This window comes from Phytobacter sp. MRY16-398, assembly GCF_003925915.1.
GTDB classification, from domain to species: Bacteria; Pseudomonadota; Gammaproteobacteria; order Enterobacterales; family Enterobacteriaceae; genus Phytobacter; species Phytobacter diazotrophicus.
Genome location: NZ_AP018756.1, coordinates 3,756,507 through 3,783,440 on the forward strand (window position 1 = coordinate 3,756,507; position 26,934 = coordinate 3,783,440).

Sequence of the window (26,934 nt, forward strand, 5' to 3'; positions counted from 1 at the left end):
TGTTATGCAGGTGTTATCGGTTGATGTGCATATAATATGACCTCCGTCACAAAAAGCAATATTTACGTGATAGAAATCACGTTTTATTTTTAAAGAAAAACAGTTTTTGTTAAAAATTCGTATAGAATCTGGGACTTACAATCTAAAATTTTTTTGTATTTTTAAAAAATAATTGGATAAGTTAAGGAAATAGTGGCGGGTGAACACGGAAGGGAAAGCAGAGGCCAGCGTGTGCTGACCTCAGGGGTATCAGGCGAGGATCTCACGCACGAAAGCTTCGATGGCTTTATCCTGGCAGTTTTCAAAGAAGCACTGCTGGAAACGCGGGCCGGAAACGGCGGTTTTCACCAGTTCCGGATCGATGGCGCGTAAGGTATCAAGGTAGTTCTCTTTGACTACCGCCGCTTTTACCTGGTTGAGGATACCGGCATTACGCACCTGCGGCTCTTTACGTTCCGGCGGGTAGCCTTCACCTTTACGGCCCGTGAACGCTTTTTCAAAGATAAAGCGCACATTCAGCTCCGCACCCCAGCCAAACCCTTTGGCGAACGGCAATGAGAGCGCGTTGCCGTTGTTAATCTGGGCAAACAGGAAAGCGTCAGCCGGATCAATACAGTAACCACAAATAACGCCAGGATGAATATTGAGGGACATCAGCGCCCCCTGCCCTGTACCGCAACCCGTCACTACAAAGTCGACCGCTTTAGCATTCAGCAGAATACTGGCCATAATACCAAGGTGGATATAGGTCAGGTGATGATCGTTTTCGTCACTCATACCCACATTGAAGACCGGAAAATCTTTTTCATCTGCAACCGCTTTCAGTTCTTTAAGGATGACGGCGTTTTTCCCTGCCTGGCTGTTTTCCATCATCAGTGCAATCTTCATCTTCATCTCCTGGTTAATGCATTAAGTTGCCAAATTGGATTAACCTTACTACCTGATAAACAGACTTTCAAATTTAATGAAAAATAGTTTTAAAAAAGCAAATTGCGTTCACAGTTTTGCCTGAAATGGACCTGATTGCCCCGTCGTTGCACGTAAAAAGGTCAGTTAAGCAGGCTATTCTGCCGATTGCCCGCGTAATAAGTCGGTAAGATGCAACAATGCCCATATGAATCAGAGCGCTTTCATGAACAAAATCCTTGTTGCCGCCTCGCTGCTACTGCTCGCCGGGTGCTCAATAACCAAAGAACCCAAAGTCAGCAATGTTGATACGACCAATGGTCTGATCCGTCTTAGCTTTAATCAGGCGATGATGCAAAACGCACACTATGACGAATACACCACCCAGGGAACCGCCAACAAGCAGTGTCAACAAATGGGCTATGCGACCGCAGTGGCCTATGGTCAGCCCATTTCGACCTGTAGCCTGATCAGTGGTTCCGTCTGTATGAACACGACCATCACCATTCAGTACCAGTGCCGTGGTATGGCGCTCAACAACGTGCCGGCCGCCAGAGCCTGGTAACAATTAATGCCAGTGCTCCACCGCTGGCATTACTCTTTATTTAAATAAAAGAATAATTATCATTTCCCCGCTTATTTTCCTGCAATGCGTGTTATTCCCATTCTCATTTTTAATAAAAATTATTTTTTATTTTACCTTTTGCAAATAATTAAATAACAAATTATAGTGGCCGCTCTTTACCTCTTTTATTATTTTTCGGAGTGGCGCCATGCTTAAAGCTGAAATGATTGAAAAACTCAATGAGCAGATGAACCTCGAACTTTTTTCGTCTCTGCTTTATCAACAAATGAGCGCCTGGTGCAGCTATAACAGCTTTGAAGGTGCCGCCGCATTTCTGCGCCGCCATGCGCAGGAAGAGATGACGCACATGCAGCGTCTGTTTGATTATCTGGCAGATACCGGCAGCTTACCGCGCATTAACACTATTCAGTCGCCGTTTGCCGAATACGCTTCGCTGGATGAATTGTTCCGTGCGACTTACGAACACGAGCAGTTGATCACCCAGAAAATTAACGAACTGGCGCACGTCGCAATGACCTCGCAGGATTATCCGACGTTTAATTTCCTGCAGTGGTATGTAGCGGAACAACATGAAGAAGAAAAACTGTTTAAATCCGTTATTGATAAACTGACGCTGGCGGGTAAAAGCGGCGAAGGTCTTTATTTTATCGATAAAGAACTGTCTACTCTCGACACCGCAAATTAAGCAACATGCGGTAATGACTCTACATTACCGCATTATTTTTTAGTGCTGGCAGATTTTACTTTCGTGGGTAGAAAACCCATTTTCCGCAGGAATAAATTTCCCACGCGATGCCAGAAACGCCACCAGCTCCGCTGCCGTCATATCCTCTGCTGAACAGGTATGAAAACGGGCATCCTTACCAAAGCGCATACAGATTGCCGCTTCCAGGCTTTGCTCTGAATAACGCTCCCCTGACTCCAGCATCATATTAAGTACTTCATGACCATGAATTGACGCCATACACCCTCCGCTTAAAAGATGCATCATAGACACATCTTTATAAGGGTTTATTGCGCTGAGACAGGTTTACCTGCATTGCGCGTAGCCTGTAGACCGCCAGCCAAACGACCAAAGGCAAGCGCCTCTTTTCATGTAATTATTTATTTACACTGTTTGTAAGCCCCGTTTGACGCAGATCGGTTTTTCACATACTCTGCGCCGCATATTTGATAAAGAATGCGGTTTGAATCCAGAGGAAAGTGTGAAGAATCGAGCACTTGGCAGTGTTTTTATTGTGGCTGGTACCACTATTGGCGCAGGGATGCTGGCGATGCCGCTGGCCGCCGCCGGGGTCGGATTTAGTGTAACGCTGGTTTTACTCTTCGCCCTGTGGGGACTGATGTGTTATACCGCGCTGTTATTGCTCGAAGTCTATCAGCACGTGCCCGCCGACACAGGGCTCGGTAGCCTGGCGCGACGTTACCTGGGGCGTTACGGGCAGTGGATCACCGGTTTTAGCATGATGTTTTTGATGTATGCCCTGACGGCGGCTTATATCAGCGGCGCCGGTGAGCTGCTGGCGTCCAGCCTCAGCGTATGGACTGGCATCAATGTATCGTCATCAGGCGGGGTATTTTTGTTTACCTTTGTCGCCGGTGGCGTGGTCTGTATTGGCACATCACTGGTCGATTTATTCAACCGTTTCCTGTTTAGCGCCAAGATTATTTTCCTGGTGGTAATGCTCGCGCTGCTCCTGCCACATGTTCATCAGGTGAATTTACTCACCCTGCCGCTGGAAAAAGGGCTGGCCCTCTCCGCCATGCCGGTGATTTTTACCTCTTTTGGCTTTCATGGCAGCGTGCCGAGCATTGTCAGTTATATGGGCGGTAACGTTCGCAAGCTACGCGGGATATTTATCACCGGCAGCGCGATCCCGCTGGTCGCCTATATTTTCTGGCAACTGGCGACCCTTGGCAGTATTGAGTCTTCAACCTTTATGGGAATGCTGGCTAACCATGCCGGACTGAATGGACTTCTTGAGGCGCTGCGCGAAGTGGTTGCCTCCGCGCATGTGGAACTGGCTGTTCATCTGTTTGCCGACCTGGCGCTGGCGACCTCATTTTTAGGTGTGTCGCTTGGTCTATTTGATTACCTGGCCGACCTGTTCCAGCGCCGCAACACGGCTGTCGGGCGTCTGCAAACCGGCGCGATAACCTTTTTGCCCCCGCTGGCCTTCGCCCTCTTCTATCCGCGCGGTTTTGTGATGGCGCTCGGTTATGCTGGCGTGGCGCTTGCGGTGCTGGCCCTGCTGATCCCCGCCCTGCTCGCATGGCAAAGCCGTAAGGCGCATGGACAAGCGCAATATCGTGTTCTGGGCGGGAGACCTATGCTCTGCCTGGTGATGGCCTGCGGCGTAACTATTATTGCCGTACAGTTTGCGATTTCAGCAGGCTTGCTGCCGGAAGTGGGATAATAAATCGGGCTCATCAGGAGCCCGGTTTTTTTAGTGCAGGCAGCAGCTTTTGAATTTCTTACCGCTGCCACACGGGCAAGGATCGTTACGCCCGACTTTTACACCATTCACCTGCGGTTTCTGAGCAACAGGCTGTTGTGGATTCGCCGACCAGTACTCATACAGACGCAGAGCGGCAGGCCTGATAGCCTCTACGCTTTCATTGAATTCCTCTTCGGTGAATTCATCCAGACGCTCAAAGTTTTCTTCCAGCCCGTGCAAGGCAATAATATCCAGATCGGCCTTACGCTCCTCCGGCAAGCCTGACCAGTCGGTTAGCGCCACGCCGCGCATATAGCCAAAACACCACTCTTCAACCACCGTGTAGCTCTTACCGTCCACTTCGTTGTAACCAAAGACGGGTTCAAACTGATCCGGGTAATCACTCAGGCGCTCGGCAATATCGTTCAAATGCTTAAAGCAGAGATCGATAAAACGATTCATTTCACGATCGTTTTTCCAGCGCGGAATGTTCTTTTCGCCGCCCCATACGGCAACCAGCCAGCGATCCGGCTCGACAACCACCGGGCCGGACAATACGGCGGTCAACATACCATCCAGCTCCGCCACATCGAGTACGGACTCATCGCTGTGGCCATAAGCGACCAATGTCTCTTCCAGCCACTGCAATTCATTTTCATTTAACGGGCCTTCGGTCATTTACGACTCTCCTGATGGCATAAGGGATAAAAAAGAAGGGTATCACAGAAACGATAAGCGTAAAAAAGCCGGGACAAGCCCGGCTATTTATAATCAGGATTCTGGCGTCAATTTTTCATTGCGCTGAACAGTCTTTTAATTGATGACCGTATGCAAAATCACCGCTTTAGTGTCAGGGTCGATAAGCTGTACATCATCTTTTACCAGCGTTGCCTCAATGGTATTACGATCGCCATTAATGCTGTCGATATGGATGAAATATTTCGCTGAGGTGCTGACATTTTTGCCTTTGCCTTTGAAATCGGCGAACTTCGCAGAGATCTCACGGGCCTGATCGTCAGGAACCAGCACTGTGCAGCCACGGACGGTCTTATCGACAGATAACGATACGCCCCGTTCGTTGACGGTGATGCCCCCGTTCATGTTGCAAAGGAAGTTATGATATTCATAGCCTTTCTTTGCAAAGTCATAGCTGCTATCGGTAAGGGTGAAGATCCCCATATCGTTAATTTTGATAGCGTTTTCACCCGACGCTGTTTTCAGCTTCAGGAAGTCCTCATCATGATAAGAACCATCGGTGGTGGAATAAATGACGATATTTTTGATGTCTTTATATTGCGCAATTTTTGCTTTAATTTGCGGCAGTTCTTCTTTTTTGATGTCTTCTTTCGCAAATGAATCACTGGTGTTGTTCCATTTGTTGCTAAAGAGTCCCATCAGCTCATCATCGTTAAACTGGCGCGGAGTCTGGGCAAAATAGATATAAAAGAGATCTTTTGTAGAAATCGGCTGGTATTCGCTGTCGGCAACGTTTTTCAGCGCCTGATCTTTTGCATTTAATTCTGCTTCATATTTATCACGCCACGCCTTTTGGCCCGCCGTCGGCTCGACTTTGCTTTGCTTCATGTCGGCCAGCGCGAATTTCCCTTCGGTGATAATTTTCTTGTCAGCCTTAGTGATGGTATAGGAGACCGGCGTTGAGAAGGCTTTACCGTAAATCTCATCACTGCTGAAATCAGCCTGGGCACTACAGGTCAGGCTGTCCTGGCCTGTTGCAGAAAGCGTCGGGTTACTTATTTTCAGAACGTCAGTCTGGCCAAAGCCTTTGTTAAAGGTATCAGCGGAATAGAGAAAACTGTCATCAATACGACTTTTTCTTCTCAGCTCCGAATCAGTAATGCTTTTGGTCGAGTCAACGTTACGATCGCTAAAAGGATAATAGTTAAAGGGATGTTGGGTTAAAAACTCACTGGTGCCCGCTTTGAAGTTGTTTGTTAATTGCTCAATTGCCTGCGGCGACTTACATAAAGTCTGAGCTTCTTCGCTTGTCAGTTCAGAAATCTTTTTATCTTCAACCGCTTTATCGCAGCCAACCAATACGACTGACAGCCCTAAAATACATACAATCCCGCGCATAATTCCCTCTTAAATAATGACACTTTTACTTTATGTTCCGCATTTACCAGCATCACCTAAAAACAATCAGTGGCAGCGCCCGATCCGTAGAAGTTGTCACATACAGCTAAGGCGAAATAGCCAACGGCAATGTTGATAATTAAAAAGCGGCGCATAACACTAACAGGATTATCAGACGACATGTACCCACCTGTTTTAGTACATGAAAAACCTGTGAGTGATTTTATTTAGAGCAAAAAAAAGCCCGGTTTCCCGGGCTCTTATCATGCGCTAAAAATCTTAGTAGTAGGCTTTCAGCGTCCTCTGGCAGAGTGCGGAGCGGACGCAATCGTCTGTGGTGAAACGCACCACCCCTACCATCTCATCTTCCTCAAAACGCGACAGCGCATCGCTCAGACCAGACTGCACCCCGCGGGGCAAATCACACTGAGTCACATCACCGTTGACGATTACCGTCACATTTTCCCCGAGGCGCGTTAAGAACATTTTCATTTGCGCAGCGGTCACATTCTGAGCCTCGTCAAGAATGACAACCGCATTTTCAAAGGTACGTCCGCGCATATAGGCGAACGGCGCGATCTCTACCTTACCAATCTCTGGTCGCAGGCAGTATTGCATGAAGGACGCACCCAGCCTTTTCACCAGCACATCATAGACGGGCCGGAAATAAGGGGCGAACTTCTCCGAAATATCACCAGGTAAGAAGCCGAGATCTTCGTCGGCCTGCAGAACCGGTCGGGTTACAATAATCCTGTCCACATCCTTATGAATCAGGGCTTCCGCCGCTTTCGCCGCGCTGATCCATGTTTTACCGCAGCCGGCTTCCCCGGTCGCGAATATCAGTTGTTTACTCTCGATAGCATTCAGGTACTGCGCCTGAGCTTCATTACGCGCAACAATCGGTGAATTATCACGGCTATCCCTTGCCATTCCAATTGCTTCAACGCCACTCATCTGCACAAGCGAGGTGACCGACTCTTCTTCACGCTGTTTGTGACTGCGCGAATCGCGTCTCAGCACACGTTTAGCTTCACGACGAGCTTTGATCACTGCTTTCTGTCTTCCCATGGATAGCACCTTGAGTTGTTGGTTTACATCACACGCACCAAAATCGGCACGATTATGCGCACGAACGTCTGAGGTTTGGCTTCCTTTTAAGCCATGTCTTGCCTTTGAAATTGACATAACAAAGCAGCCGTCATCAGCGCTTGCCATGTCGGTTAAATCAGAAACAGGAATAAAGGAGAGAAATTCAGAGGTGAAGCGTTTACTGCCGGAGTGTGCATCCCCGAGCCGGGTGTTGCGCTGTTTGTTGGTGTTACGTCCAGTTGTGGACTTTACCATCCGCGATCTCCAGGTGACGACATCACCGCAGGGCAGTAATTCTATGTAATAAGTACATCAGGAATTAGCATAAACGCAACATTATTTTCACCGAAAGGTAACGAGCGTTTACCCTGCGCTATGGAAAAGAGTGTCTACGAAGAATATTACAGAAAAATAACAGATACTTTCTCATACGAAAAATCGATAGTTTGATGGCAGAAAAAGTGTGAACGGATGCTACAGATAAGAGATTATCCTGCCTGGCTTCAGGCAGGATTCTTTTTTCAGGCTTCGAGCAGTGCTTGCCCGAGATACTGGTTTTGGTCTTTAACCCCTGGCAGCACGAAGAAGTAGCCGCCGCCGATGGGCTTAATATACTCCTCCAGCGCTTCGCCATTGAGACGTTTTTGCACGGTCAGAAACCCCTTCTCCAGGTCGTGCTGATAGCAGACAAACAGGAGTCCCATATCAAGCTGCCCGGCATTGGTGACACCCAGGGAATAGCTATAACCCCGGCGCATCATCAGGCTCGACTGCGTCTCTGGCGTACGTGGATTTGCCAGACGAATATGGCTGTCCAGGGCAATCACATCGCCACCGGGGTCGCTGGCGTAATCGGGGACATCATGCTCGTTGTGCATCCCCAGCGGCGCGCCGGTTTGCTTATCGCGACCAAAAATAGTCTGCTGCTCTTTGAGTGGCGTACGATCCCAGAACTCCACGTGAAACTGAATGATACGCACGGCCTGATAGCTACCGCCCACGGCCCACGCAGGCTCCGCCTGATCGCTTGTTACCCACACAACCTTGTCCATCAGCGCGTTATCACTGCTGTCCGGGTTTGCCGTACCATCCTTAAAGCCCAGCAGGTTTACCGGCGTCTCCTTTCCTTTACTGCGCGCGGCGTGGTCGGAGATAAACCCCTCTCGCTTCCAGCGAACGCTCAGTAAATCAGGCGTGTGTTTAATCAAATCGCGCAGGGCATGAATCACCGTGTCCTGGGTATTGGCGCAGATTTGCACCAGCAGGTCACCATGGCTTAATGAAGAGACCAGCGCATCGTTGGGAAAGCGCTCCATCTTTTGCAATTTTTTCGGCTTTTGCGCACGCAGGCCAAAGCGGTCATCGAACAGAGAATCACCCAACGAAACCGTGATGGTCAGATTATCCGGTGCGATAAACGGCCCGAGAATACCGGAATCCATCGGCGGAAGGCGCGGATTAGGGGTTTCCGGCGCCGGCCCCCCTTCGGTCAGAAAAGCGATACGTTGCGTTAACAGACGAAACAGACGCTGCAAATCGGCTTTGTCGGACGCCAGCACATCAAACGCCACCAGCATCATCGACGCCTGTTGCGGCGTCAAAATCCCGGCCTGATGCTCACCATAAAAGGGCTGCTTTTCCATGCGCGCATTCGGGGAGAGTGTGCCTGGCGCACTTTGCGGTTTGGCCGCATGCGCCACCGGACATCCTCCGGCCAGGGCAAGGGCGCCTCCCAGCGCGCCCATACCTTTTAATAAACGGCGACGCGAAGGCTCGCTAACGCCGTACTCTTCTTTGTCATTCATGATAGTTAGTCCAGACCGAGCACACCGCGCAGTTGAGCGAGATCTTCCGCCAGCGTCGTGATCGGCCCTTTAAGCGCGTTACGGTCAGCATCCGTCAGCTTGTCATAGGTCTCATAGCCGTCTTTGGTACGGTATTTCGCCAGAATAGCGTCGACTTTCTTAAAGTTCGCATCCACTTTACCGAGCAGTTCGGCGTTGTTTTTCTGCAACTGCGGACGCAGCAGATTGACGATTTTCTGCGCGCCATCGACGTTAGCCTGGAAATCCCACAGATCGGTATGGCTGTAGCGGTCTTCTTCACCGCTGATTTTGGTCGCCGCGACCTCTTCAATCAGACCCGCAGCGCCACCCACCACTTTTGACGGCGGGAACGCCAGCTCGCTGATGCGTTTTTGCAGCTCCTGCACGTCGGTGTAAAGCTGGTCAGCATAGGTGTCCATGCCTTTCACCGAGTTGTCGCCAAACAGGGCTTTTTCCAGACGGTGGAAACCGGTGAATTTCGGATCGTCTGCCTTCTTCTCGTAGTCATCTTCGCGGGCATCAATACTGCCGTCCAGGTCGGAGAACAGCTCAGCGATCGGTTCAATACGCTCATAGTGCTGGCGCGTCGGCGCATACAGCGATTTCGCTTTTTCGATATCGCCCGCTTTCACCGCATCGGTAAAGGCTTTTGTCCCTTTTACCAGTTCGGCTGTCTCGGCCGTCACGTAGGCTTTATAGTCGGTGATAGCAGTGCCAAGGCTCAGCAGCGCTTCGCTTTTTGCCGCATCCGCCGTCGCCTGGCCTTTAACGATGAGTTTGCCTTTCGGGTTGGTAAGCAGGCCGCAGGTCATGTCATATTCACCCGGCTGCAGGTTAGCGGTCAGCTTCTGGCTAAAGCCCGGCGCAATGTTTTCGCGCTCTTCAACCACCAGCACCCCTTTGAGGATTTCCCACTCCAGCGCCTTCTGACTCTGGTTGACGATGAGGAACTGCGTTTTACCCGCGTTTACCGTCAGATTCATCGGCTCACACTGCTTGTCCGTGACGGTCACTTTTACCTGAGGGACATCCGCTGCATGGGCAGCAAACGCGCAAGAAAGCAGCGTTGCGATCCCTGCCTGTAACGCACTACGACGAAAATGAATTGCCATGACCCCTTCCCTTCTTAAAGTATGTTGTAACTATAATTCACCCGGTACAGCGATTATTGTGCAGCTCTGGAAGGCTGCGAGCCTGAGCGCGATGGCATGACATACAGCACCAGCGCAGGAATTAAGTAGAGGAACCAGACGCCAACTTCGCTGACGCTCGGTGTCTCCTGATAGCCGAAAATGCCTTCCAGCAGCGTGCCCGTCAGAGAGTGCGTAGTCAGCACGTTGCTCAGATCGAACGCCACATCCTGGAAGTGGTTCCACAGTCCGGCCTCATGAAAGGCGCGAATCGCCCCTGCCGCCAGACCTGCCGCAACCAGCAAAATAAACAGGCTGGTCCATTTGAAGAACGCACCGAGGTTCAGACGAATGCCGCCCCAGTAGAGCAGGAAGCCGAGTACCACGGCCGCAACCAGCCCAAGCACCGCGCCCACAGGCGGCCAGATCCCCACATCTTGCTGGAATGCCGCCAGCAGAAAGAAGACCGATTCCAGCCCTTCGCGCGCCACCGCGAAGAAGACCATCATGATCAGCGCCCAGCCATGGTTGTTTCGGCTGGCGAGGGCGTTATCTACCGCCTGCTCCAGTTGCACTTTGACGTTGCGGGAGACTTTGCGCATCCAGAAGACCATCCATGTCAGGATCACCACGGCAATCACCGCGACAATGCCTTCAAACAGCTCCTGCTCTTTCTGCGGGAACTCACCAGTGGTTTCGTTAATGATGATGCCGAGCGCCAGACATAGCGCCGCGGCGAGGAAGACACCAATCCACATCACGCCAATCCAGCGTCCGCGCTGAGTGCGCTTGAGGTAACTGGCAATCAAACTTACGATCAGTGCCGCTTCGAGGCCTTCACGTAACATAATGAGAAATGGAACAAACATGCGGACGCCTCTGCTGTCATCAATGGTCAATTGCTGAAAAGAAAAGTAAATTTCTTTGATAGTGATTATCATTACGGAAAAAAGAAACTCAAGCGAAAATTAATATGAATAATGAAAGGATGTAACCGGGTCGCAAACTAAGACTGATCGAAACGGCTGTTATGCAGAATCAGAAGGTATATGGCAAAAAGTTAGCTTACAAATCATTAACTTTTTGTTTACTGAGTATACGGGCTGTGGCTAAATGAGCGCCCCAATTACCTGCACAATTTTCGACATGATCAACTTCCTACATTTTCTGCTGGCGCTGGTCGTCATTCTGGCTCTGGCATGGCTCACCAGCTTTGACCGCCGCAAAGTTCGCGTGCGCTTTATTCTGCAATTAGTGGTTATTGAACTGGCGCTGGCATGGTTCTTTTTGCATGCGCAAAGCGGACTGACGCTAATTAAATATGTCTCTGGCTTTTTTGAAACACTGCTCAAATTTGCAGGTGAAGGCACCAACTTTGTCTTTGGCGGGATGAGTGAAAAAGGGTTGGCGTTTATTTTCCTCGGCGTTCTGTGCCCTATCGTCTTTATTTCCGCGCTGATCGGTATTTTGCAGCACTGGCGTATTCTGCCGATTTTTATTCGTCTTATCGGCACGCTGCTGTCAAAACTCAACGGCATGGGCAAGCTGGAGTCGTTTAACGCGGTCAGCTCGCTGATCCTTGGCCAGTCGGAAAACTTCATTGCCTACAAAGGGATTCTGGCCGACCTGTCCTCACGTCGTCTGTTCACCATGGCCGCAACCGCGATGTCGACGGTATCGCTGTCGATTGTCGGCGCCTATATGACGATGCTGGATGCCAAATATGTGGTGGCGGCGTTAATCCTTAATATGTTCAGCACCTTTATTATCCTGTCAGTCATTAACCCGACGCGCCCGGAAGCCGAACCGGAAATTAAGCTGGAAAAACTCCACGAATCACAAAGTTTCTTTGAGATGCTGGGGGAATATATTCTGGCCGGTTTCAAAGTGGCGATGATTATCCTGGCCATGCTGATTGGCTTTATTGCCCTGATTAGCGCGGTCAATGCCCTCTTCTCTACCCTGTTTGGCATCAGCTTCCAGCAAATTCTTGGCTATGTGTTCTACCCGCTGGCGTGGCTGGTCGGCATTCCGCTTTCCGATGCCCTGCATGCGGGCAGCATTATGGCGACCAAACTGGTGGCTAACGAGTTTGTGGCGATGATCGAACTGCAGAAAGTTGCCGCTGAAATGACGCCGCGCGGGCTTGGGATCCTCTCCGTCTTCCTGGTGTCGTTCGCCAACTTCGCCTCTATCGGCATCGTGGCGGGCGCCATTAAAGGGCTTAACGAGCAGCAGGGGAATGTCGTCTCACGCTTTGGTTTGCGCCTGGTCTATGGTGCAACGCTGGTGAGTCTGCTTTCCGCCGCTTTTGCAGGCGTTGTGCTTTAATTCTCACGGCGGGCTTCACACCCGCCGTTTTTTTTATCAGAACTGTACGCAAACCGGCTGATCAACCCGCATCACAGACTCCTGCCCGAAACGGGTTTTGTAGAGCGTGCGCAGCGTTTCGATATTGCTTTCACTTCCAGCATCTTTCCCGTGGATCAGCATTAACGCTTTGCTCGCTTCCTTCGCCACTTTGCCGTCGTTACCCAGCCATTGTCCGCGCGCGTCAAACACCGTCAGGCCATCACGAAAGCGCGGCGTCACGTCCGTATCGACAAACTGCTGCCACTCCTGTGCGGTGACATCTTTCCCTGCCGGGCGGCTTAAGCCGAAATAGAGCGTGGTTTGTTGCATCTGATTGTCGGCTTTGCAGCTCTGGGCGGGCTGCTGCGCCTGTTTTGCCGTCTGTGCGACGCAGCCTGCCAGTAAACCCGCGAACGCCAGTGCAGTAACCCCTGTCTTTATCTTCATCTTGCTATCCTCATTGTTTTAAGCAATGTGATAAGAGCGTAAATGCACTGTTATATCAAGAAAAAACCCGCCGAAGCGGGTTTAGCAAGAGGGATCAGTCGGCCTGCAAGCGTGTCGGTGGCGCAGAGTGATAATGTGCGTCTGCTTCGGCGAAGCGGTCTTGCATCGCGCGAGACGGTGCTTTACCCAGCAGGCTGAACACCACAATGCCAAGACTACCGAACACAAAGCCCGGAATGATTTCATACAGCCCCAGCCAGGCGAACTGCTTCCAGACGATAACGGTGACCGCACCGATAACCATCCCGGCCAGTGCGCCGTTGCGCGTCATTTTTGACCACATGACCGAGAACAGCACCACCGGGCCAAACGCCGCGCCAAAGCCTGCCCATGCGTAGCTGACCAGGCCCAGCACGCGGTTTTCCGGGTTCGCCGCCAGCGCAATGGATACCAGCGCCACCAGCAGCACCATCACGCGGCCAACCCAGACCAGCTCGGTCTGCCCGGCATTTTTACGCAGGAACGCTTTGTAGAAATCTTCTGTCAGTGCGCTGGAGCACACCAGCAACTGGCAGCTCAGGGTGGACATTACCGCCGCCAGAATCGCTGACAGCAGCACCCCGGCAATCCAAGGATTAAACAGAATCTGTGCCAGTTCAATGAACACGCGTTCTGCGTTCTGATTGACCGCGCCAGCCTGTTCAGGGTGGTTATTAAAATAGGCAATCCCGAAGAAGCCCACGGCAACGGCCCCGGCAAGGCACAGGACCATCCAGGTCATGCTGATACGGCGGGCGTGGACGATGCTGTGGTGGGAATCCGCCGCCATAAAGCGCGCCAGGATATGCGGCTGACCGAAATATCCCAGTCCCCAGCCCATCAACGAAATAATGGCAACGAAGTTCAGCCCTTTCAGCATGTCGATATTTTCGATGCTTTTCTGCTTGATAACTTCCAGCGAGTCCGCAAGGCCACCTACGGAGAGGATCACAATCACCGGGGTCAGGATCAGGGCGAAAATCATCAGGCTCGCCTGTACGGTATCGGTCCAGCTTACCGCCAGGAAACCGCCGATAAAGGTATAGATGATGGTTGCCGCCGCACCCGCCCATAGCGCGTGCTCGTATGTCATGCCGAAGGTACTTTCAAACAGACGCGCGCCCGCCACGATGCCGGAGGCACAGTAAATAGTGAAGAACACCAGAATGACGACCGCCGAGATAATACGCAGCAGGCGGCTTTTATCTTCAAAACGGCCGGTAAAATAGTCCGGCAGCGTCAGGGCATTATTGTTGACCTCGGTATGCACGCGCAGACGACCTGCGACCAGCTTCCAGTTGACCCACGCGCCAAGCGTCAGGCCAATGGCGATCCAACTTTCTGAAATACCCGAGATAAAAATGGCGCCGGGCAGCCCCATCAGCAACCAGCCGCTCATGTCCGATGCCCCTGCGGATAACGCAGTCACTAACGGGCCCAGACTACGACCACCTAAGATATAGTCATCAAAGTTTTTCGTTGAACGCCAGGCAAAGAACCCGATGAGAATCATGCCAAAGATATAAATGAAAAAGGTCACCAGCAGCGGTGTGCTAATTGCCATCAATAAAAGTCTCCAGGATTTACCCGTTATCTTCACCACCGGAACGGGGTAGCGATGTGATTGTTGTTATGAAGCGACCGTATCCTGCCGGAAGCCCCGGTTATTCACAAATGATTTAACACAGCATTTACATTAATTTCATCCCGAAACCGTCATTATTTTCCACCAGGTTGCACCATGTCACACTTTCAAAGGTTGCACCTTAAAAAAGTGTTATCTACCGCAAATTCACTCGCCTTTAACCGTAATTCAGTATGCCAATTCCAGTTACATACAATTAACTTATCGTTCAATATTGACCTTGTTAACCCAGTCACATTTAACAAGGTTGCACAAAGTTGCAACATGACGGATAGTCTGCACACAACAAAAATTGCAGGAGAAAAACATGGGTACCACCACCATGGGCGTTAAACTTGATGATGCGACGCGTGAGCGACTGAAAGCCGCTGCTGCATCGATTGACCGCACACCACACTGGCTGATTAAGCAGGCCATCTTTAGCTACCTGGAAAAACTCGAAAATAACGAAATAATTCCAGAATTGCCTGCGACCCATGCGGGTCAGTACGCCGAAAGCGATGAAGCCGATAGCAGCGCTGATGAAAGTGCCCAGCCTTTCCTCGAATTCGCCGAAAACATTTTGCCGCAGTCGGTTTCACGTGCCGCTATCACCGCCGCCTGGCGTCGCCCGGAAACGGATGCGGTTCCCATGCTGCTTGAGCAGGCGCGTCTTGCGCCGCCTATTGCCGAAAATACCCAGCAGTTAGCCAGCCAACTGGCGGCGAAGCTGCGTAACCAAAAGACCGCGTCCGGCCGGGCGGGTATGGTACAGAGTTTGTTGCAAGAATTTTCACTTTCTTCGCAAGAAGGGGTGGCGCTGATGTGCCTGGCAGAGGCGCTGTTGCGCATTCCTGATAAGGCCACCCGCGATGCGCTGATCCGCGACAAAATCAGCAATGGTAACTGGCAATCGCATATTGGCCGCAGCGCCTCGCTGTTCGTCAATGCCGCCACCTGGGGCCTGCTCTTTACCGGCAAACTGGTCTCTACCCACAACGAAGCCAGCCTGTCGCACTCGCTTAACCGCATTATCGGCAAGAGCGGCGAACCGCTGATCCGCAAAGGGGTGGACATGGCGATGCGCCTGATGGGCGAGCAGTTCGTCACCGGGGAAACCATTGCCGAAGCGCTGGCTAACGCCCGCAAACTGGAAGAAAAAGGGTTCCGCTACTCCTACGATATGCTGGGTGAGGCCGCGCTGACCGCTGCCGATGCAGAGGCCTACATGGTCTCTTACCAGCAGGCGATCCACGCGATTGGGAAAGCCTCTAATGGCCGCGGCATTTATGAAGGGCCGGGGATCTCCATTAAGCTCTCTGCGCTGCACCCACGCTACAACCGCGCCCAGTACGACAGAATGATGGACGAGCTCTACCCGCGCCTGAAATCACTGGCGCTGCTTGCCTGCCAGTATGACATCGGCATCAATATCGACGCCGAAGAGGCCGACCGGCTGGAAATCTCTCTCGATCTGCTGGAAAAGCTCTGTTTCGAACCAGAACTGGCGGGCTGGAACGGCATCGGTTTTGTGATTCAGGCCTACCAGAAACGCTGTCCGTTCGTCATTGATTACCTGACGGATCTGGCCTCACGTAGTCGCCGTCGTCTGATGATCCGTCTGGTGAAAGGCGCGTACTGGGATAGCGAGATCAAACGCGCGCAGATGGAAGGGCTGGAGGGGTATCCGGTCTATACGCGCAAAGTCTATACCGACGTCTCCTACCTGGCCTGCGCGAAAAAATTGCTCGCCGTGCCGAATTTGATTTACCCGCAGTTCGCCACCCACAACGCCCATACTCTGGCCGCTATCTATCAACTGGCGGGGCAAAACTACTATCCGGGTCAATACGAGTTCCAGTGTCTGCACGGCATGGGCGAGCCGCTCTACGAGCAGGTGGTCGGTAAAATCTCTGACGGCAAGCTGAACCGCCCTTGCCGCATCTACGCTCCGGTGGGCACCCACGAAACCTTGCTGGCTTATCTGGTGCGTCGCCTGCTGGAAAACGGCGCCAATACCTCCTTTGTGAACCGTATTGCCGATACATCGCTGCCGCTCGATGAACTGGTGGCCGACCCGGTGCTGGCGGTAGAGAAACTGGCGACACAAGAAGGCCATGTTGGCCTGCCGCATCCGAAAATCCCGCTGCCACGCTGGCTGTACGGACAGGGGCGTATCAACTCAGCAGGGCTGGATCTGGCCAATGAACATCGACTGGCCTCCCTCTCCTCTTCCCTGCTCAACAGCACGACACAGAAATGGCAGGCCAAACCGTTACTGGAAACCCCGGTAGCGGAAGGTGAAATGGAGCCCGTGCTCAACCCGGCAGAGCCGAAAGATGTTGTTGGCTATGTTCGGGAAGCCTCCGGCAGTGAAGTGGCGCGCGCGCTGGAAAGTGCGGTGAATAACGCGCCTATCTGGTTTGCCACCCCGCCCCAGGAGCGCGCGGCGATCCTCGAACGTGCGGCGGTACTGATGGAAGATCAGATGCAGACACTGCTCGGCATCCTGGTACGCGAAGCAGGCAAAACATTCAGCAATGCGATTGCCGAAGTCCGTGAAGCGGTCGATTTCCTGCGCTATTACGCAGGCCAGGTACGGGAAGATTTTGCTAACGAAACCCACCGCCCGCTGGGTCCGGTGGTCTGTATCAGCCCGTGGAACTTCCCACTGGCGATTTTCACCGGGCAAATCGCGGCGGCGCTGGCGGCCGGTAACACCGTGCTGGCAAAACCGGCAGAGCAGACACCGCTGATTGCCGCACAGGGTGTCGCTATTCTGCGGGAAGCGGGCGTCCCGTCGGGCGTGCTGCAACTGCTACCAGGCCGGGGCGAAACCGTAGGCGCGCAGTTGACGTCAGATAACCGCGTACGCGGCGTGATGTTCACCGGTTCTACGGAAGTGGCAAGCCTGTTACAGCGCAATATTGCCACAAGACTGGATGCACAAGGGCGTCCGACGCCGCTTATCGCCGAAACAGGCGGGCTGAATGCAATGATTGTCGACTCTTCTGCGTTGACCGAGCAGGTGGTGGTCGATGTGCTCGCCTCGGCCTTTGATAGCGCCGGACAGCGCTGTTCGGCACTGCGCGTACTCTGCCTGCAGGAAGAGATTGCCGAACATACCCTCACCATGCTGCGCGGCGCGATGGCGGAATGTCGCATGGGGAATCCAGGACGCCTGACAACGGATATCGGTCCGGTGATTGACCGCGAAGCCAAAGAGAATATTGAGAAACATATTCAGGCAATGCGCGAGAAAGGTCGCCCGGTGTTCCAGACGGCCCATGAAAACACCCTTGATGCCCGTGAATGGCGAACCGGCACCTTTGTAATGCCAACGCTCATTGAGCTGGAGAGTGTGGACGAGCTGAAAAAAGAGGTCTTTGGTCCGGTGCTGCACGTGGTGCGCTACCGCCGCAACGATCTCGACAAACTGGTAAGTCAGATTAATGCCGCAGGTTATGGCCTGACGCTGGGTGTTCACACCCGCATTGATGAGACTATCTCTCAGGTGACCGGCAGCGCGCATGTTGGCAACCTGTACGTAAACCGCAACATGGTCGGCGCGGTCGTGGGTGTACAGCCCTTCGGCGGAGAGGGGCTATCTGGCACCGGGCCTAAAGCTGGCGGACCGCTGTACCTTTATCGCCTGCTCGCCAGCCGCCCGGAAACGGCCATCAAGCAGACGCTGTCGCGTCACGATACCCGCTTCCCGCTTGATGCACAGCTTAAACCGAGCCTGATCCAGCCGCTGGATGCGCTGACACATTGGGCAGAGGATAAACCGGCATTGCAGGCTATTTGCCAGCGGTTTGGCGAACTGGCCCAGACCGGGATCCAGCGGGTACTCCCCGGCCCTACCGGTGAACGCAATACCTGGACGCTGCTGCCCCGCGAGTCGGTTCTTTGCATGGCCGACAACGCAGAAGATAGCCTGACACAGCTTGCGGCAGCCCTCGCCAGCGGCTGTCGGGTATTGTGGCCAGATGATGAGCTTCACCGCACCCTGCATAACGCGTTACCAGAGAGTGTCAGCGCAAGGATCACGCTGGCCGCGCTCGATAACCTGCTTTCACAGCCATTTGATGCGGTTATCTATCACGGTGACTCCGATCAGCTACGTGAACTGTGCGGACATATCGCGACGCGCGATGGCGCCATCATCTCGGTACAGGGTTTTGCCCGTGGTGAGAGCAACATTTTGCTGGAGCGTTTATGGCTGGAGCGTTCGCTGAGTATCAACACCGCGGCCGCAGGCGGCAATGCCAGCCTGATGACCATCGGCTAAGGGCGCAAAACTCGCTGATAATGTACTGAATGTCGGGGCTACAATTCAGCGCGAAGCAGTAGTACCGTATGCCGGATATGCACAATGCTATCCGGCATTTTTTTATACGGAGAAAATATGAAACGTTTATTGATTGCAGGGGTGGTTTTGCTGGTCAGCGCCAGCGCACTGGCGGAGGACTGCGACAACGCTATCTCGCAGACAGAAATGAACATGTGTAGCGCCGATCAATACGACAAGGCGGACAAAAAACTCAACCAGACCTGGCAGACGGCACTCAAGCGCGCCACGCCACAACAGCGTGACTTACTGAAAAAAGCGCAGAAAAACTGGATTGCCCTGCGCGATGCCGACTGTGCGTTTATCGGCTCCGGCTCAGAACAAGGCAGCGCGCAGCCTATGGTCATCAACCAGTGCATGACCGATAAAACGAACGAGCGCGAAGCCTGGCTTTCGTCTCTCCTGCAGTGCGGTGAGGGTGATCTGAGCTGCCCTTTCCCGACCGCCAACTAACGCACGCGGATGCCTTCGGTCACCATCCGCTGCACGTTTTCTACCGTGCGCTGAAAAAAGGCCTCATCCTGTAACGTTGTGCCGGTCACCGCCTCTACCTGAGTGGCGAAATCGGCATAATGCTGGGTTGAGGCCCAAATCATAAAAATAAGATGATGCGGGTCGACCGGTGCCAGTTTGCCGCTGGCTACCCAACCGGCAATAATGGCCGATTTCTCTTCCACCAGCGCTTTCAGCGATCCTTCCAGCTCTTCTTTCAGCACCGGCGCGCCTTGCAGCATCTCCATGCAGAACAACCGTGACGCCTGCGGATTATCACGCGAAACTTCAAGCTTTAAGCGGATGTACTCCCCAATCGCCACCAGCGGGGTCAGGTCCTCACGAAACGCTTTTAACGGTGCCAGCCAGATAGCAAGGATGTGGCGCAACACGGCAAGGTAGAGCGCCTCTTTGGAAGGGTAATAGTAGAGAAGATTGGTTTTTGACACCCCCGCTCGCTCCGCCACCTTTTCAATGCGCGTACCGTGAATGCCATACAGGGAAAAGGTCTCAAGCGCCGCAGCCAGAATGGCCTCTTTTTTCTCGTTCACCGCCTGTGTCCGCTTGCCCGCTTTTTTCGCCGTATCCTGCGCCATCTTTTTCTCCTTATTGATTTTTCTCAGCATATCAAATGGCGCGAGCCGACTCGACCCCTGCACAGCCATGGCGCAAGAGCGCCTGTTTTTTGTGCACTGTTTTTGACCATTTAGTCCACTTTTTTAATCTGCATTTCGTCAACTTTTGTTTAACACACTAATAACAATGTAGTTTTCAAAACTGGCATCTCCTTTGCTAAATCGTTGATGCGAGGCTCACAGGAGAGTGCAGGATGCAACGCCACGCCCGACGTTCAACCGACAACGCGAGGTACGAGATGAAAATTGGTGTTTTCGTTCCGATTGGCAACAACGGCTGGCTGATTTCCACCCATGCGCCGCAATACAAACCGACCTTTGAACTCAATAAGGCGATTGTGCAAAAGGCCGAGCATTATCACTTCGACTTTGCTCTGTCGATGATCAAGCTGCGGGGTTTTGGCGGCAAAACAGAATTCTGGGATCACAATCTGGAATCCTTCACCCTGATGGCCGGACTGGCTGCGGTGACATCGCGGATTCAGATCTACGCCACCGCCGCTACCTTAACGCTGCCGCCCGCCATCGTGGCGCGCATGGCCTCCACCATCGACTCCATTTCCGGCGGTCGTTTCGGCGTCAACCTGGTCACCGGCTGGCAAAAGCCGGAATACGACCAGATGGGCATCTGGCCCGGCGATGAGTACTTTTCACGCCGTTATGACTACCTGACCGAATATGTCCAGGTACTGCGCGATTTATGGGGCACCGGGAAAAGCGATTTCAAAGGTGAGTTTTTCACCATGAATGACTGTCGCGTCAGCCCGCAGCCGTCGCAGCCCATGAAAGTGATTTGCGCCGGGCAAAGCGATGCCGGGATGGCGTTTTCAGCGCAATACGCTGATTACAACTTCTGCTTTGGCAAAGGGGTCAACACCCCAACGGCATTTGCGCCTACCGCTGAAAGGATGCGCGAGGCGGCACAAAAAACCGGGCGCGACGTGGGCTCGTACGTGCTGTTTATGGTTATCGCCGATGAAACCGATGAAGCCGCACGCGCTAAATGGGAACACTACAAGGCAGGCGCGGATGACGAAGCGCTGGCGTGGCTGACCGAGCAAAGCCAGAAAGATACCCGCTCCGGCAGCGATACCAACGTGCGCCAGATGGCTGACCCCACCTCCGCCGTCAATATCAATATGGGAACGCTGGTCGGCTCGTATGCCACCGTCGCGCGTCTGCTTGATGAGGTGGCTACTGTTCCCGGTACCGATGGCGTGCTGCTGACATTTGATGATTTTCTGACTGGCATTGAGGCCTTCGGTGAGCGTATCCAGCCACTGATGAACTGCCGCAGCCAGATCCCTGCCCCTACCCGTGAGGTCGCCTGATGATAACGCTTGACGCCCGTCCCGATTCGCTGCGCTTCGACCCGGCGCAGAGCGCGCTGATTGTGGTAGATATGCAAAACGCCTATGCCACAAAAGGGGGATACCTCGACCTGGCGGGGTTTGATGTCTCCGCCACCGCGCCGGTGATAGAAAAGATTCAGACCGCCGTTGCCGCCGCGCGCGAAGCGGGCATGCTCATTATCTGGTTTCAGAATGGCTGGGATGAGCAGTATGTGGAAGCCGGCGGTCCGGGCTCGCCGAACTGGCACAAGTCCAACGCGCTTAAGACCATGCGCAAACGTCCTGAGTTACAGGGCAAACTGCTGGCGAAAGGCGGTTGGGATTACCAGTTAGTGGATGAGCTGGTGCCGCAGGACGGCGATATTGTGCTGCCGAAGCCCCGCTACAGCGGCTTTTTCAACACCCCGCTGGACAGCATTTTGCGCAGCCGTGGCATCCGCCATCTGGTGTTTACCGGTATAGCCACCAATGTTTGCGTGGAGTCGACACTGCGCGACGGCTTTTTCCTCGAATATTTCGGCGTGGTTCTGGAAGACGCCACCCACCAGGCTGGCCCCGCTTTCGCACAACAGGCCGCGCTTTTTAACATCGAAACGTTCTTTGGCTGGGTCAGCGATGTCGGGACATTCTGCAACGCCCTTTCCCCTCAGCCTCGGGTCAAAATTGCTTAAGGAGAACACCATGCCAAAACAGGTCATTATTCCTCCCGGAACCACCACCCCGATTGCGCCGTTTGTGCCAGGTACGCTGGCAGATGGCGTGGTCTATGTCTCCGGGACGCTACCCTTTGATAAGCAAAATAATGTGGTCTACCCCGGCGACCCAAAGGCGCAAACCCGTCACGTGCTGGAGACGATCCGCACCGTTATCGAAACGGCGGGCGGCTCGATGGAGGACGTGACGTTCAACAGTATTTTTATCACCGACTGGAAAAATTACGCCGCGATTAATGAAGTTTATGCGGAGTTCTTCCCCGGCGATAAACCCGCCCGTTTTTGTATTCAGTGCGGGTTGGTCAAGCCGGAGGCACTGGTCGAAATCGCCACCGTCGCGCATATCGCAAAGTGAGGTTTGCATGAAACTGATCCTCAGTGAACCGCCCTTTGCGGGCGCACCCGTGGTGGTGTTGATTGCCGGACTTGGCGGCAATGCCAGCTACTGGCTGGCGCAAACGGCGGCCCTGCAAACCCGGTATCAGGTGGTCAGCTACGATCAATGCGGCACCGGCAATAACCCGGCGACACTGCCGGATGGCTACCGTATCGCCGATATGGCCGCAGAACTGCTGAGCGCCCTGCAACAGGCGGGCATTGACCGTTTTTGCGTGGTTGGCCACGCGCTGGGAGCACTGGTCGGGTTACAAATGGCGCAGGATTACCCGCATAGCATTAGCGCGCTGGTCCTGGTCAATGGCTGGCTACAACTGAGCGATCACACCCGCCGCTGTTTTCACGTCCGCGAGCGCTTATTGCAGGCCGGCGGCGCACAGGCATGGATTGAGGCGCAGCCGCTGTTTCTTTACCCCGCTGACTGGCTGGAGGAGCACGCGCCGCGCATGGAGGCGGAGGAAGCCCTCGCCCTCGCCCATTTTCAGGGCGAGCATAACCTACTGCGGCGCCTGAACGCCCTGAAACGCGCCGATTTTAGCGCCACGGCAGCGCAGATCCGCTGCCCTGTATTGATTATCTGTTCACGGGACGATCTGCTGGTGCCCTGGACCTGTTCGCAAACGCTACACGACGCGTTACCCCATAGTGAAATCCGGCTGATGGAACGCGGTGGGCACGCCTGTAATGTCACCGACAGTGACGCCTTTAATACCCTGTTACTCAGCGGGCTGGAAACCTTACTGCCCATTGCCGAAAAGGAGTTGTTATGAGTGAAGCCGTGAGCCAAAGCGCGCTGAATACCCTGTTTTATGACGCCCGCACCCACAACGGCTGGCAGGACAGACCGGTAAGCGATGCGACACTCGCCGGGATTTATGAACTGGTCAAAATGGGACCGACGTCAGCCAACTGTAGCCCGGCACGTTTTGTGTTTATCCGCAGCGAGGAAGGCAAAGAGCGGCTGCGTCCGGCATTATCGAGTGGGAATCTGGCCAAAACGCTCAGCTCGCCCGTAACCGCAATTGTCGCCTGGGACGCCGAATTCTATGAGCGACTGCCGGAACTCTTTCCTCATGGCGACGCGCGAAGCTGGTTTACGTCAAGCCCGCAACTGGCAGAAGAGACCGCGTTTCGTAACAGCAGCATGCAGGCCGCTTATCTTATCGCTGCCTGTCGGGCCTTAGGGTTGGATACCGGACCGATGTCCGGCTTCGACCGCGCGCTGGTGGATAAGACATTTTTCAGCGATACCCCCTGGCGCAGTAATCTGCTGGTCAATATTGGTTATGGCGATGCCAGCAAGCTGTATGGCCGCCTGCCGCGACTGGCGTTCAACGACGCTTGCCAGCTTATTTGAGAGGTGATGATGGCGATTAATCAACAGACATTCCGCGACGCCATGGCCTGTGTAGGGGCAGCGGTCAATATTATCACCACCGATGGCGAAGCCGGCCAGGCGGGGTTTACCGCCAGCGCCGTGTGCAGCGTCACCGATTCACCGCCTACGCTTCTGGTCTGCCTGAATCGCGCGGCATCGGTCTGGCCGGTGTTTAATCATAACCGGGCGCTGTGCGTAAATACGCTGGCAGCAGGTCAGGAGGGACTGTCGAACTTATTTGGCGGGAAGACGGCGATGGCGGAGCGCTTTGCCGCAGCGCAATGGCAAACCGGTGAAACCGGCTGCCCACGGCTGGAGGGGGCGCTGGCCTCATTTGACTGCCATATCAATCAGGTGGTGAGTGTGGGGACGCACGATATTCTTTTTTGCGAGATTAAAGCTATCATCCACCACCCTGCCCCGGAGGGCCTGGTGTGGTTTAATCGTCATTACCATACGCTGATGCGCCCGGCCTGCTGATCAGGACTCCGGTTCAGCCGTCGTTTCCGGCGCTTTCATCGGCGCCGTTTTCTTTTTTAATTTCAGCTCACTGACTAACACGCCGACGACAATAAACACGCCACCCAGAATAGCCAGCAGCGGCAAGCGTTCTCCCGCCATACGGCCAAATATACCCGCCCACACCGGTTCCCCGGTATAAATAACCGTAGCGCGTGTTGGCGAGACGCTGCGCTGTGCCCAGTTCATGGTGACCTGAATAATCGCGCTGAAAATGCCCAGCCCCGCTGCCAGCCCCAGTAGCGCAGGCGAGATATCCGGAAGGGATTCTCCGGCCGGCGCCATGGCCGCGAACGCCACCAGCGAAGCTGTCAGCAGTTGCACAACGGTGACGCGACGCACATCCACTTTCCCGGCCCAGGCGCTAATCAAAATGATCTCAGCGGCAATCGCCACCGCGCCCACCAGCGTAATGATTTCGCCTTTCCCCAACGCCAGCATGTTGCCGTCCGGCCCGGCCAACAAAATCAGACCAATAAAAGCGAGCAGAATGCCAATGCAGGACATCAGCCCCGGTATACGTCCCAGACATAACCACTGCAACAGCGGCACCAGCGGGACGTACATGGCAGTAATAAACGCCGATTTACTGCTGGGAATAGACTGTAGCCCCCAGGTTTGCAGGCTATAGCCCAGCGCAATCGCCACACCGATGGCGACACCGGCCTTAACTTCAAGCCAGGTGATACCTTTGAGGACATTAAAGGAGAGTAACGCCACCGCCAGCGCGGCCGTCGCGAAACGCAGGCCGACAAAAAAGAACGGGCCGCTCATTGTGACCGCATATTGCACAGCAAGGAATGTCCCACCCCAGAACATGGTGATGAGGATCAGGAGCGCTTCCTGGGGTTTAACGGAGAACTGGAATCGCGAGGTACGCATGTTACAAACCGGTTAACGGAAACCGCCTAGTTTGCGACCTGCGGCCAGTTTCTTCAACTCAAAAAAAACCGCCGGGCAAAACCCGGCGGCGAGCAGACGGCAACAGTCAAAAGGATTAACCGTTACCACAACACCTGAGTACTAGCTGCTGCGGCTACCGTGACTGCTTTTGCCCCCTTTCTTACCAGCTTCCGAGGCACGTTGTGGGTCATTTTTAAAATTACCCCCACTATGCTGGCCACCTTTACGACCTGCTTCTGATGCTCTTTCACGGTCTTCAGCGAAATTACCTGAACCACCACGATGGTTTGCCATTTCTGACCTCCGGTTGTGTGAAACATTAGACATCATACTGCATTCAGTAAAAGAGGATTCTTTCACCGCGCGGCGACACCAATGTACCGATGTCTTCGCCACGTGAAACTAAGCTTAGTAGAGCAAGGTTAATCAGTCAGTGAATCGTAATATCCTGCAACAGGAAATCGGGCAAATCGTTGATTTTTTAAGCAGCATAATGATAAGCCGCTCTTATGCTTTAAAAAAACGGCTGCGTTTAAAATGTGTCAAATTGCAACAGGCAAAGTATCTTTAATTAATGTTATAATAATCAACGATATACATCGCCTCCACTGTCTCCCGCAGATATAAACGCAATGCCGCGCCAACCGATACTGTTCAGCCATCCAGAGCGTGGTACAGACAGCAAACGTTCCGGTGATACCGCAGACTAAGCACACCCTTTCAACTCAATGACTTATTAATACTTTAAATGACAACAAAAATAAGCATCAAAAAGACTTTACCAAATAAAAGATAAGTCTAAAATGCACGACATAAAAAGACATATTAATGACTTTAAAAACGTAAAACTGCTTTCTCATGAGCAAACATTCAACTGCCGATAAGCGCCATTTCGCTGACTTTCTTCGCGGCGCCAGTACTGAACGTTGCGCATGCTGAACGATTACAGACGCAGGCACTCCGTAATAGTGCTGCGACAAAGCCCTGGCGGGTATAGCAACACAAGAATGAACACCGCCACCCTTTAAAATAATTAGCAAGGTTATTGATTATAATGAATAAAAAGTTATTTTTACTTGTTCCGGTGGCCTTTCTGGCAGGATGCACAAGCGCTGCGCAACGTATGAATGATTGCGAGGCCCAGGGCATTTCACGCGATGCATGCTATGTCGCTGAACAGAACCGTCAAAACGGCATCAACGCCCAGGCGCAAGCGCAGGCGATGCGTAATGCTCAGGCGCTCTACCCTGTCGAACCGGCGGCGGGATATAAACATCATCATGATTCAACGCAATTCGCCCAGGCGGCACATAAAAACCGGGACACTATTTCCTGCGACGATCTGCGGCGTTTTATCGACGCAGGCATAGCCCTCACCCCCGGTCAGCAAAAACAGATCCCCAACTGCCATATCAATACCGCACCTGCGACTCGGACCGTTAAAGGATATGGGGTCACCGTCAGGATCGATGGTCAGCAAGTTTATATTGATGATAAACCCGCAGCGCGGGATGAACATGGCGAAACAAGTGATGTTTATTCTCAGGGGTTTTATCAGGTGGTGTTGTACAAATCGGGTAAGGTTGCCCTTCTGAAAAATCGTGTGGTTCAGGGATATTTGCATTAAATCGTTCCCTGTACCAGGAGGCTGCTTTTTTGCAGCC

26 protein-coding genes are annotated in these 26,934 nt (G+C 53.1%); 13 read left to right on the forward strand and 13 right to left on the reverse strand.

The features are described from left to right. Window positions 1-249: 249 nt before the first annotated feature. The gene (locus MRY16398_RS18505) at window positions 250-888 is read right to left on the reverse strand and encodes an RpiB/LacA/LacB family sugar-phosphate isomerase (RefSeq protein WP_039078668.1); all 639 of its coding nucleotides are present in this window, start codon (window positions 886-888) and stop codon (window positions 250-252) included. 244 nt (window positions 889-1,132) lie between these two features. On the opposite strand from MRY16398_RS18505, the gene yecR reads away from it, so the two are divergent. Next, on the forward strand, window positions 1,133-1,471 hold the full coding sequence (yecR, locus tag MRY16398_RS18510; protein WP_039078778.1) for a YecR family lipoprotein: 339 nt from the start codon (window positions 1,133-1,135) through the stop codon (window positions 1,469-1,471). Between the two features lie 208 nt (window positions 1,472-1,679). Then, window positions 1,680-2,177 (forward strand): non-heme ferritin, encoded by a 498-nt coding sequence (gene ftnA, locus MRY16398_RS18515; protein ID WP_039078667.1) that lies wholly within the window; start codon window positions 1,680-1,682, stop codon window positions 2,175-2,177. 39 nt (window positions 2,178-2,216) lie between these two features. Here ftnA and MRY16398_RS18520 read toward each other — a convergent pair whose 3' ends face one another. Continuing rightward, window positions 2,217-2,456, reverse strand: a complete 240-nt coding sequence (locus tag MRY16398_RS18520) for a YecH family metal-binding protein (RefSeq protein ID WP_039078666.1) — start codon at window positions 2,454-2,456, stop codon at window positions 2,217-2,219. A gap of 241 nt (window positions 2,457-2,697) precedes the next feature. Here MRY16398_RS18520 and tyrP point away from each other — a divergent pair, with 241 nt between their 5' ends. Then, window positions 2,698-3,909, forward strand: a complete 1,212-nt coding sequence (gene tyrP, locus MRY16398_RS18525; RefSeq protein WP_071194636.1) for a tyrosine transporter TyrP — start codon at window positions 2,698-2,700, stop codon at window positions 3,907-3,909. 30 nt (window positions 3,910-3,939) lie between these two features. Here tyrP and MRY16398_RS18530 read toward each other — a convergent pair whose 3' ends face one another. The 6 genes from MRY16398_RS18530 to efeU form a co-directional block, all read right to left on the reverse strand. Continuing rightward, window positions 3,940-4,608, reverse strand: coding sequence for a YecA/YgfB family protein (locus tag MRY16398_RS18530; RefSeq protein ID WP_079496748.1), 669 nt, complete (start codon window positions 4,606-4,608; stop codon window positions 3,940-3,942). Window positions 4,609-4,743: 135 nt separating this feature from the next. Beyond that, on the reverse strand, window positions 4,744-6,024 hold the full coding sequence (locus MRY16398_RS18535; protein ID WP_071194638.1) for a hypothetical protein: 1,281 nt from the start codon (window positions 6,022-6,024) through the stop codon (window positions 4,744-4,746). 279 nt (window positions 6,025-6,303) lie between these two features. Then, complete coding sequence (gene phoH, locus MRY16398_RS18540) at window positions 6,304-7,092, reverse strand: phosphate starvation-inducible protein PhoH (protein ID WP_039078777.1); 789 nt, start codon at window positions 7,090-7,092, stop codon at window positions 6,304-6,306. Window positions 7,093-7,634: 542 nt separating this feature from the next. Continuing rightward, the gene (gene efeB / locus MRY16398_RS18545) at window positions 7,635-8,918 is read right to left on the reverse strand and encodes an iron uptake transporter deferrochelatase/peroxidase subunit (RefSeq protein WP_039078662.1); all 1,284 of its coding nucleotides are present in this window, start codon (window positions 8,916-8,918) and stop codon (window positions 7,635-7,637) included. 5 nt (window positions 8,919-8,923) lie between these two features. Next, complete coding sequence (gene efeO / locus MRY16398_RS18550; protein ID WP_039078661.1) at window positions 8,924-10,051, reverse strand: iron uptake system protein EfeO; 1,128 nt, start codon at window positions 10,049-10,051, stop codon at window positions 8,924-8,926. A 53-nt stretch (window positions 10,052-10,104) separates the two neighbouring features. Next, a complete protein-coding gene (gene efeU / locus MRY16398_RS18555) occupies window positions 10,105-10,938 on the reverse strand; it encodes an iron uptake transporter permease EfeU (RefSeq protein WP_039078776.1) in 834 nt (277 codons plus the stop codon). Between the two features lie 277 nt (window positions 10,939-11,215). On the opposite strand from efeU, the gene MRY16398_RS18560 reads away from it, so the two are divergent. Then, window positions 11,216-12,400, forward strand: coding sequence for a NupC/NupG family nucleoside CNT transporter (locus MRY16398_RS18560; RefSeq protein WP_125125704.1), 1,185 nt, complete (start codon window positions 11,216-11,218; stop codon window positions 12,398-12,400). 36 nt (window positions 12,401-12,436) lie between these two features. Here the strand turns inward: MRY16398_RS18560 and MRY16398_RS18565 are convergent, their stop codons facing one another. Then, on the reverse strand, window positions 12,437-12,868 hold the full coding sequence (locus MRY16398_RS18565; RefSeq protein ID WP_125124984.1) for a DUF3574 domain-containing protein: 432 nt from the start codon (window positions 12,866-12,868) through the stop codon (window positions 12,437-12,439). A 94-nt stretch (window positions 12,869-12,962) separates the two neighbouring features. After that, entirely contained in the window at window positions 12,963-14,471 is a 1,509-nt protein-coding gene (gene putP / locus MRY16398_RS18570) for a sodium/proline symporter PutP (protein ID WP_039078658.1), read from the reverse strand. 388 nt (window positions 14,472-14,859) lie between these two features. Here putP and putA point away from each other — a divergent pair, with 388 nt between their 5' ends. Continuing rightward, window positions 14,860-18,822, forward strand: coding sequence for a trifunctional transcriptional regulator/proline dehydrogenase/L-glutamate gamma-semialdehyde dehydrogenase (gene putA, locus MRY16398_RS18575; protein WP_125124985.1), 3,963 nt, complete (start codon window positions 14,860-14,862; stop codon window positions 18,820-18,822). A gap of 117 nt (window positions 18,823-18,939) precedes the next feature. Continuing rightward, entirely contained in the window at window positions 18,940-19,335 is a 396-nt protein-coding gene (locus tag MRY16398_RS18580) for a lysozyme inhibitor LprI family protein (protein ID WP_039078656.1), read from the forward strand. Here the strand turns inward: MRY16398_RS18580 and rutR are convergent. Continuing rightward, entirely contained in the window at window positions 19,332-19,970 is a 639-nt protein-coding gene (rutR, locus tag MRY16398_RS18585) for an HTH-type transcriptional regulator RutR (RefSeq protein ID WP_071194644.1), read from the reverse strand. The two genes, MRY16398_RS18580 and rutR, sit on opposite strands and share 4 nt — an antisense overlap. Window positions 19,971-20,248: 278 nt before the next feature. Here rutR and rutA point away from each other — a divergent pair, with 278 nt between their 5' ends. From rutA to rutF, 6 genes are read left to right on the forward strand one after another with little or no spacing between them, the layout of a single operon-like run. Beyond that, complete coding sequence (gene rutA / locus MRY16398_RS18590; protein WP_039078775.1) at window positions 20,249-21,340, forward strand: pyrimidine utilization protein A; 1,092 nt, start codon at window positions 20,249-20,251, stop codon at window positions 21,338-21,340. Continuing rightward, window positions 21,340-22,032 carry a pyrimidine utilization protein B gene (gene rutB / locus MRY16398_RS18595; RefSeq protein WP_071194645.1) on the forward strand — a complete coding sequence of 231 codons (693 nt, stop codon included), beginning with the start codon at window positions 21,340-21,342 and terminating at the stop codon, window positions 22,030-22,032. The genes rutA and rutB overlap by 1 nt, the downstream gene beginning before the upstream one ends. Window positions 22,033-22,042: 10 nt before the next feature. Next, a complete protein-coding gene (rutC, locus tag MRY16398_RS18600; protein WP_039078653.1) occupies window positions 22,043-22,429 on the forward strand; it encodes a pyrimidine utilization protein C in 387 nt (128 codons plus the stop codon). Window positions 22,430-22,436: 7 nt separating this feature from the next. After that, a complete protein-coding gene (gene rutD, locus MRY16398_RS18605; protein WP_071194646.1) occupies window positions 22,437-23,240 on the forward strand; it encodes a pyrimidine utilization protein D in 804 nt (267 codons plus the stop codon). After that, window positions 23,237-23,827, forward strand: a complete 591-nt coding sequence (locus MRY16398_RS18610) for a malonic semialdehyde reductase (RefSeq protein ID WP_125124986.1) — start codon at window positions 23,237-23,239, stop codon at window positions 23,825-23,827. The genes rutD and MRY16398_RS18610 overlap by 4 nt, the downstream gene beginning before the upstream one ends. 9 nt (window positions 23,828-23,836) lie before the next feature. Beyond that, window positions 23,837-24,328: an NADH-dependent FMN reductase RutF gene (rutF, locus tag MRY16398_RS18615; RefSeq protein WP_369944952.1), complete on the forward strand. Its 492-nt coding sequence runs from the start codon at window positions 23,837-23,839 to the stop codon at window positions 24,326-24,328. Here rutF and MRY16398_RS18620 read toward each other — a convergent pair whose 3' ends face one another. Together MRY16398_RS18620 and MRY16398_RS18625 are read right to left on the reverse strand one after the other, a co-directional pair. After that, the gene (locus tag MRY16398_RS18620; RefSeq protein ID WP_039078649.1) at window positions 24,329-25,249 is read right to left on the reverse strand and encodes a DMT family transporter; all 921 of its coding nucleotides are present in this window, start codon (window positions 25,247-25,249) and stop codon (window positions 24,329-24,331) included. It abuts the gene before it with no gap. Window positions 25,250-25,390: 141 nt separating this feature from the next. Beyond that, complete coding sequence (locus tag MRY16398_RS18625; RefSeq protein WP_071845896.1) at window positions 25,391-25,564, reverse strand: con-10 family general stress protein; 174 nt, start codon at window positions 25,562-25,564, stop codon at window positions 25,391-25,393. Window positions 25,565-26,324: 760 nt separating this feature from the next. Between MRY16398_RS18625 and MRY16398_RS31450 the strand changes: the two genes are divergently transcribed. After that, a complete protein-coding gene (locus MRY16398_RS31450) occupies window positions 26,325-26,897 on the forward strand; it encodes a hypothetical protein (RefSeq protein ID WP_039078648.1) in 573 nt (190 codons plus the stop codon). Window positions 26,898-26,934 lie beyond the last annotated feature (37 nt).

What these genes read in the sequence shown, in the direction of transcription:
- MRY16398_RS18505 (WP_039078668.1), bottom strand. Translation starts at nt 888, where the DNA reads ATGAAGATTGCACTGATGATGGAAAACAGCCAGGCAGGGAAAAACGCC.
- yecR (WP_039078778.1), top strand. Translation starts at nt 1,133, where the DNA reads ATGAACAAAATCCTTGTTGCCGCCTCGCTGCTACTGCTCGCCGGGTGC.
- ftnA (WP_039078667.1), top strand. Translation starts at nt 1,680, where the DNA reads ATGCTTAAAGCTGAAATGATTGAAAAACTCAATGAGCAGATGAACCTC.
- MRY16398_RS18520 (WP_039078666.1), bottom strand. Translation starts at nt 2,456, where the DNA reads ATGGCGTCAATTCATGGTCATGAAGTACTTAATATGATGCTGGAGTCA.
- MRY16398_RS18530 (WP_079496748.1), bottom strand. Translation starts at nt 4,608, where the DNA reads ATGACCGAAGGCCCGTTAAATGAAAATGAATTGCAGTGGCTGGAAGAG.
- MRY16398_RS18535 (WP_071194638.1), bottom strand. Translation starts at nt 6,024, where the DNA reads ATGCGCGGGATTGTATGTATTTTAGGGCTGTCAGTCGTATTGGTTGGC.
- phoH (WP_039078777.1), bottom strand. Translation starts at nt 7,092, where the DNA reads ATGGGAAGACAGAAAGCAGTGATCAAAGCTCGTCGTGAAGCTAAACGT.
- efeB (WP_039078662.1), bottom strand. Translation starts at nt 8,918, where the DNA reads ATGAATGACAAAGAAGAGTACGGCGTTAGCGAGCCTTCGCGTCGCCGT.
- efeO (WP_039078661.1), bottom strand. Translation starts at nt 10,051, where the DNA reads ATGGCAATTCATTTTCGTCGTAGTGCGTTACAGGCAGGGATCGCAACG.
- efeU (WP_039078776.1), bottom strand. Translation starts at nt 10,938, where the DNA reads ATGTTTGTTCCATTTCTCATTATGTTACGTGAAGGCCTCGAAGCGGCA.
- MRY16398_RS18560 (WP_125125704.1), top strand. Translation starts at nt 11,216, where the DNA reads ATGATCAACTTCCTACATTTTCTGCTGGCGCTGGTCGTCATTCTGGCT.
- MRY16398_RS18565 (WP_125124984.1), bottom strand. Translation starts at nt 12,868, where the DNA reads ATGAAGATAAAGACAGGGGTTACTGCACTGGCGTTCGCGGGTTTACTG.
- putP (WP_039078658.1), bottom strand. Translation starts at nt 14,471, where the DNA reads ATGGCAATTAGCACACCGCTGCTGGTGACCTTTTTCATTTATATCTTT.
- putA (WP_125124985.1), top strand. Translation starts at nt 14,860, where the DNA reads ATGGGTACCACCACCATGGGCGTTAAACTTGATGATGCGACGCGTGAG.
- MRY16398_RS18580 (WP_039078656.1), top strand. Translation starts at nt 18,940, where the DNA reads ATGAAACGTTTATTGATTGCAGGGGTGGTTTTGCTGGTCAGCGCCAGC.
- rutR (WP_071194644.1), bottom strand. Translation starts at nt 19,970, where the DNA reads ATGGCGCAGGATACGGCGAAAAAAGCGGGCAAGCGGACACAGGCGGTG.
- rutA (WP_039078775.1), top strand. Translation starts at nt 20,249, where the DNA reads ATGAAAATTGGTGTTTTCGTTCCGATTGGCAACAACGGCTGGCTGATT.
- rutB (WP_071194645.1), top strand. Translation starts at nt 21,340, where the DNA reads ATGATAACGCTTGACGCCCGTCCCGATTCGCTGCGCTTCGACCCGGCG.
- rutC (WP_039078653.1), top strand. Translation starts at nt 22,043, where the DNA reads ATGCCAAAACAGGTCATTATTCCTCCCGGAACCACCACCCCGATTGCG.
- rutD (WP_071194646.1), top strand. Translation starts at nt 22,437, where the DNA reads ATGAAACTGATCCTCAGTGAACCGCCCTTTGCGGGCGCACCCGTGGTG.
- MRY16398_RS18610 (WP_125124986.1), top strand. Translation starts at nt 23,237, where the DNA reads ATGAGTGAAGCCGTGAGCCAAAGCGCGCTGAATACCCTGTTTTATGAC.
- rutF (WP_369944952.1), top strand. Translation starts at nt 23,837, where the DNA reads ATGGCGATTAATCAACAGACATTCCGCGACGCCATGGCCTGTGTAGGG.
- MRY16398_RS18620 (WP_039078649.1), bottom strand. Translation starts at nt 25,249, where the DNA reads ATGCGTACCTCGCGATTCCAGTTCTCCGTTAAACCCCAGGAAGCGCTC.
- MRY16398_RS18625 (WP_071845896.1), bottom strand. Translation starts at nt 25,564, where the DNA reads ATGGCAAACCATCGTGGTGGTTCAGGTAATTTCGCTGAAGACCGTGAA.
- MRY16398_RS31450 (WP_039078648.1), top strand. Translation starts at nt 26,325, where the DNA reads ATGAATAAAAAGTTATTTTTACTTGTTCCGGTGGCCTTTCTGGCAGGA.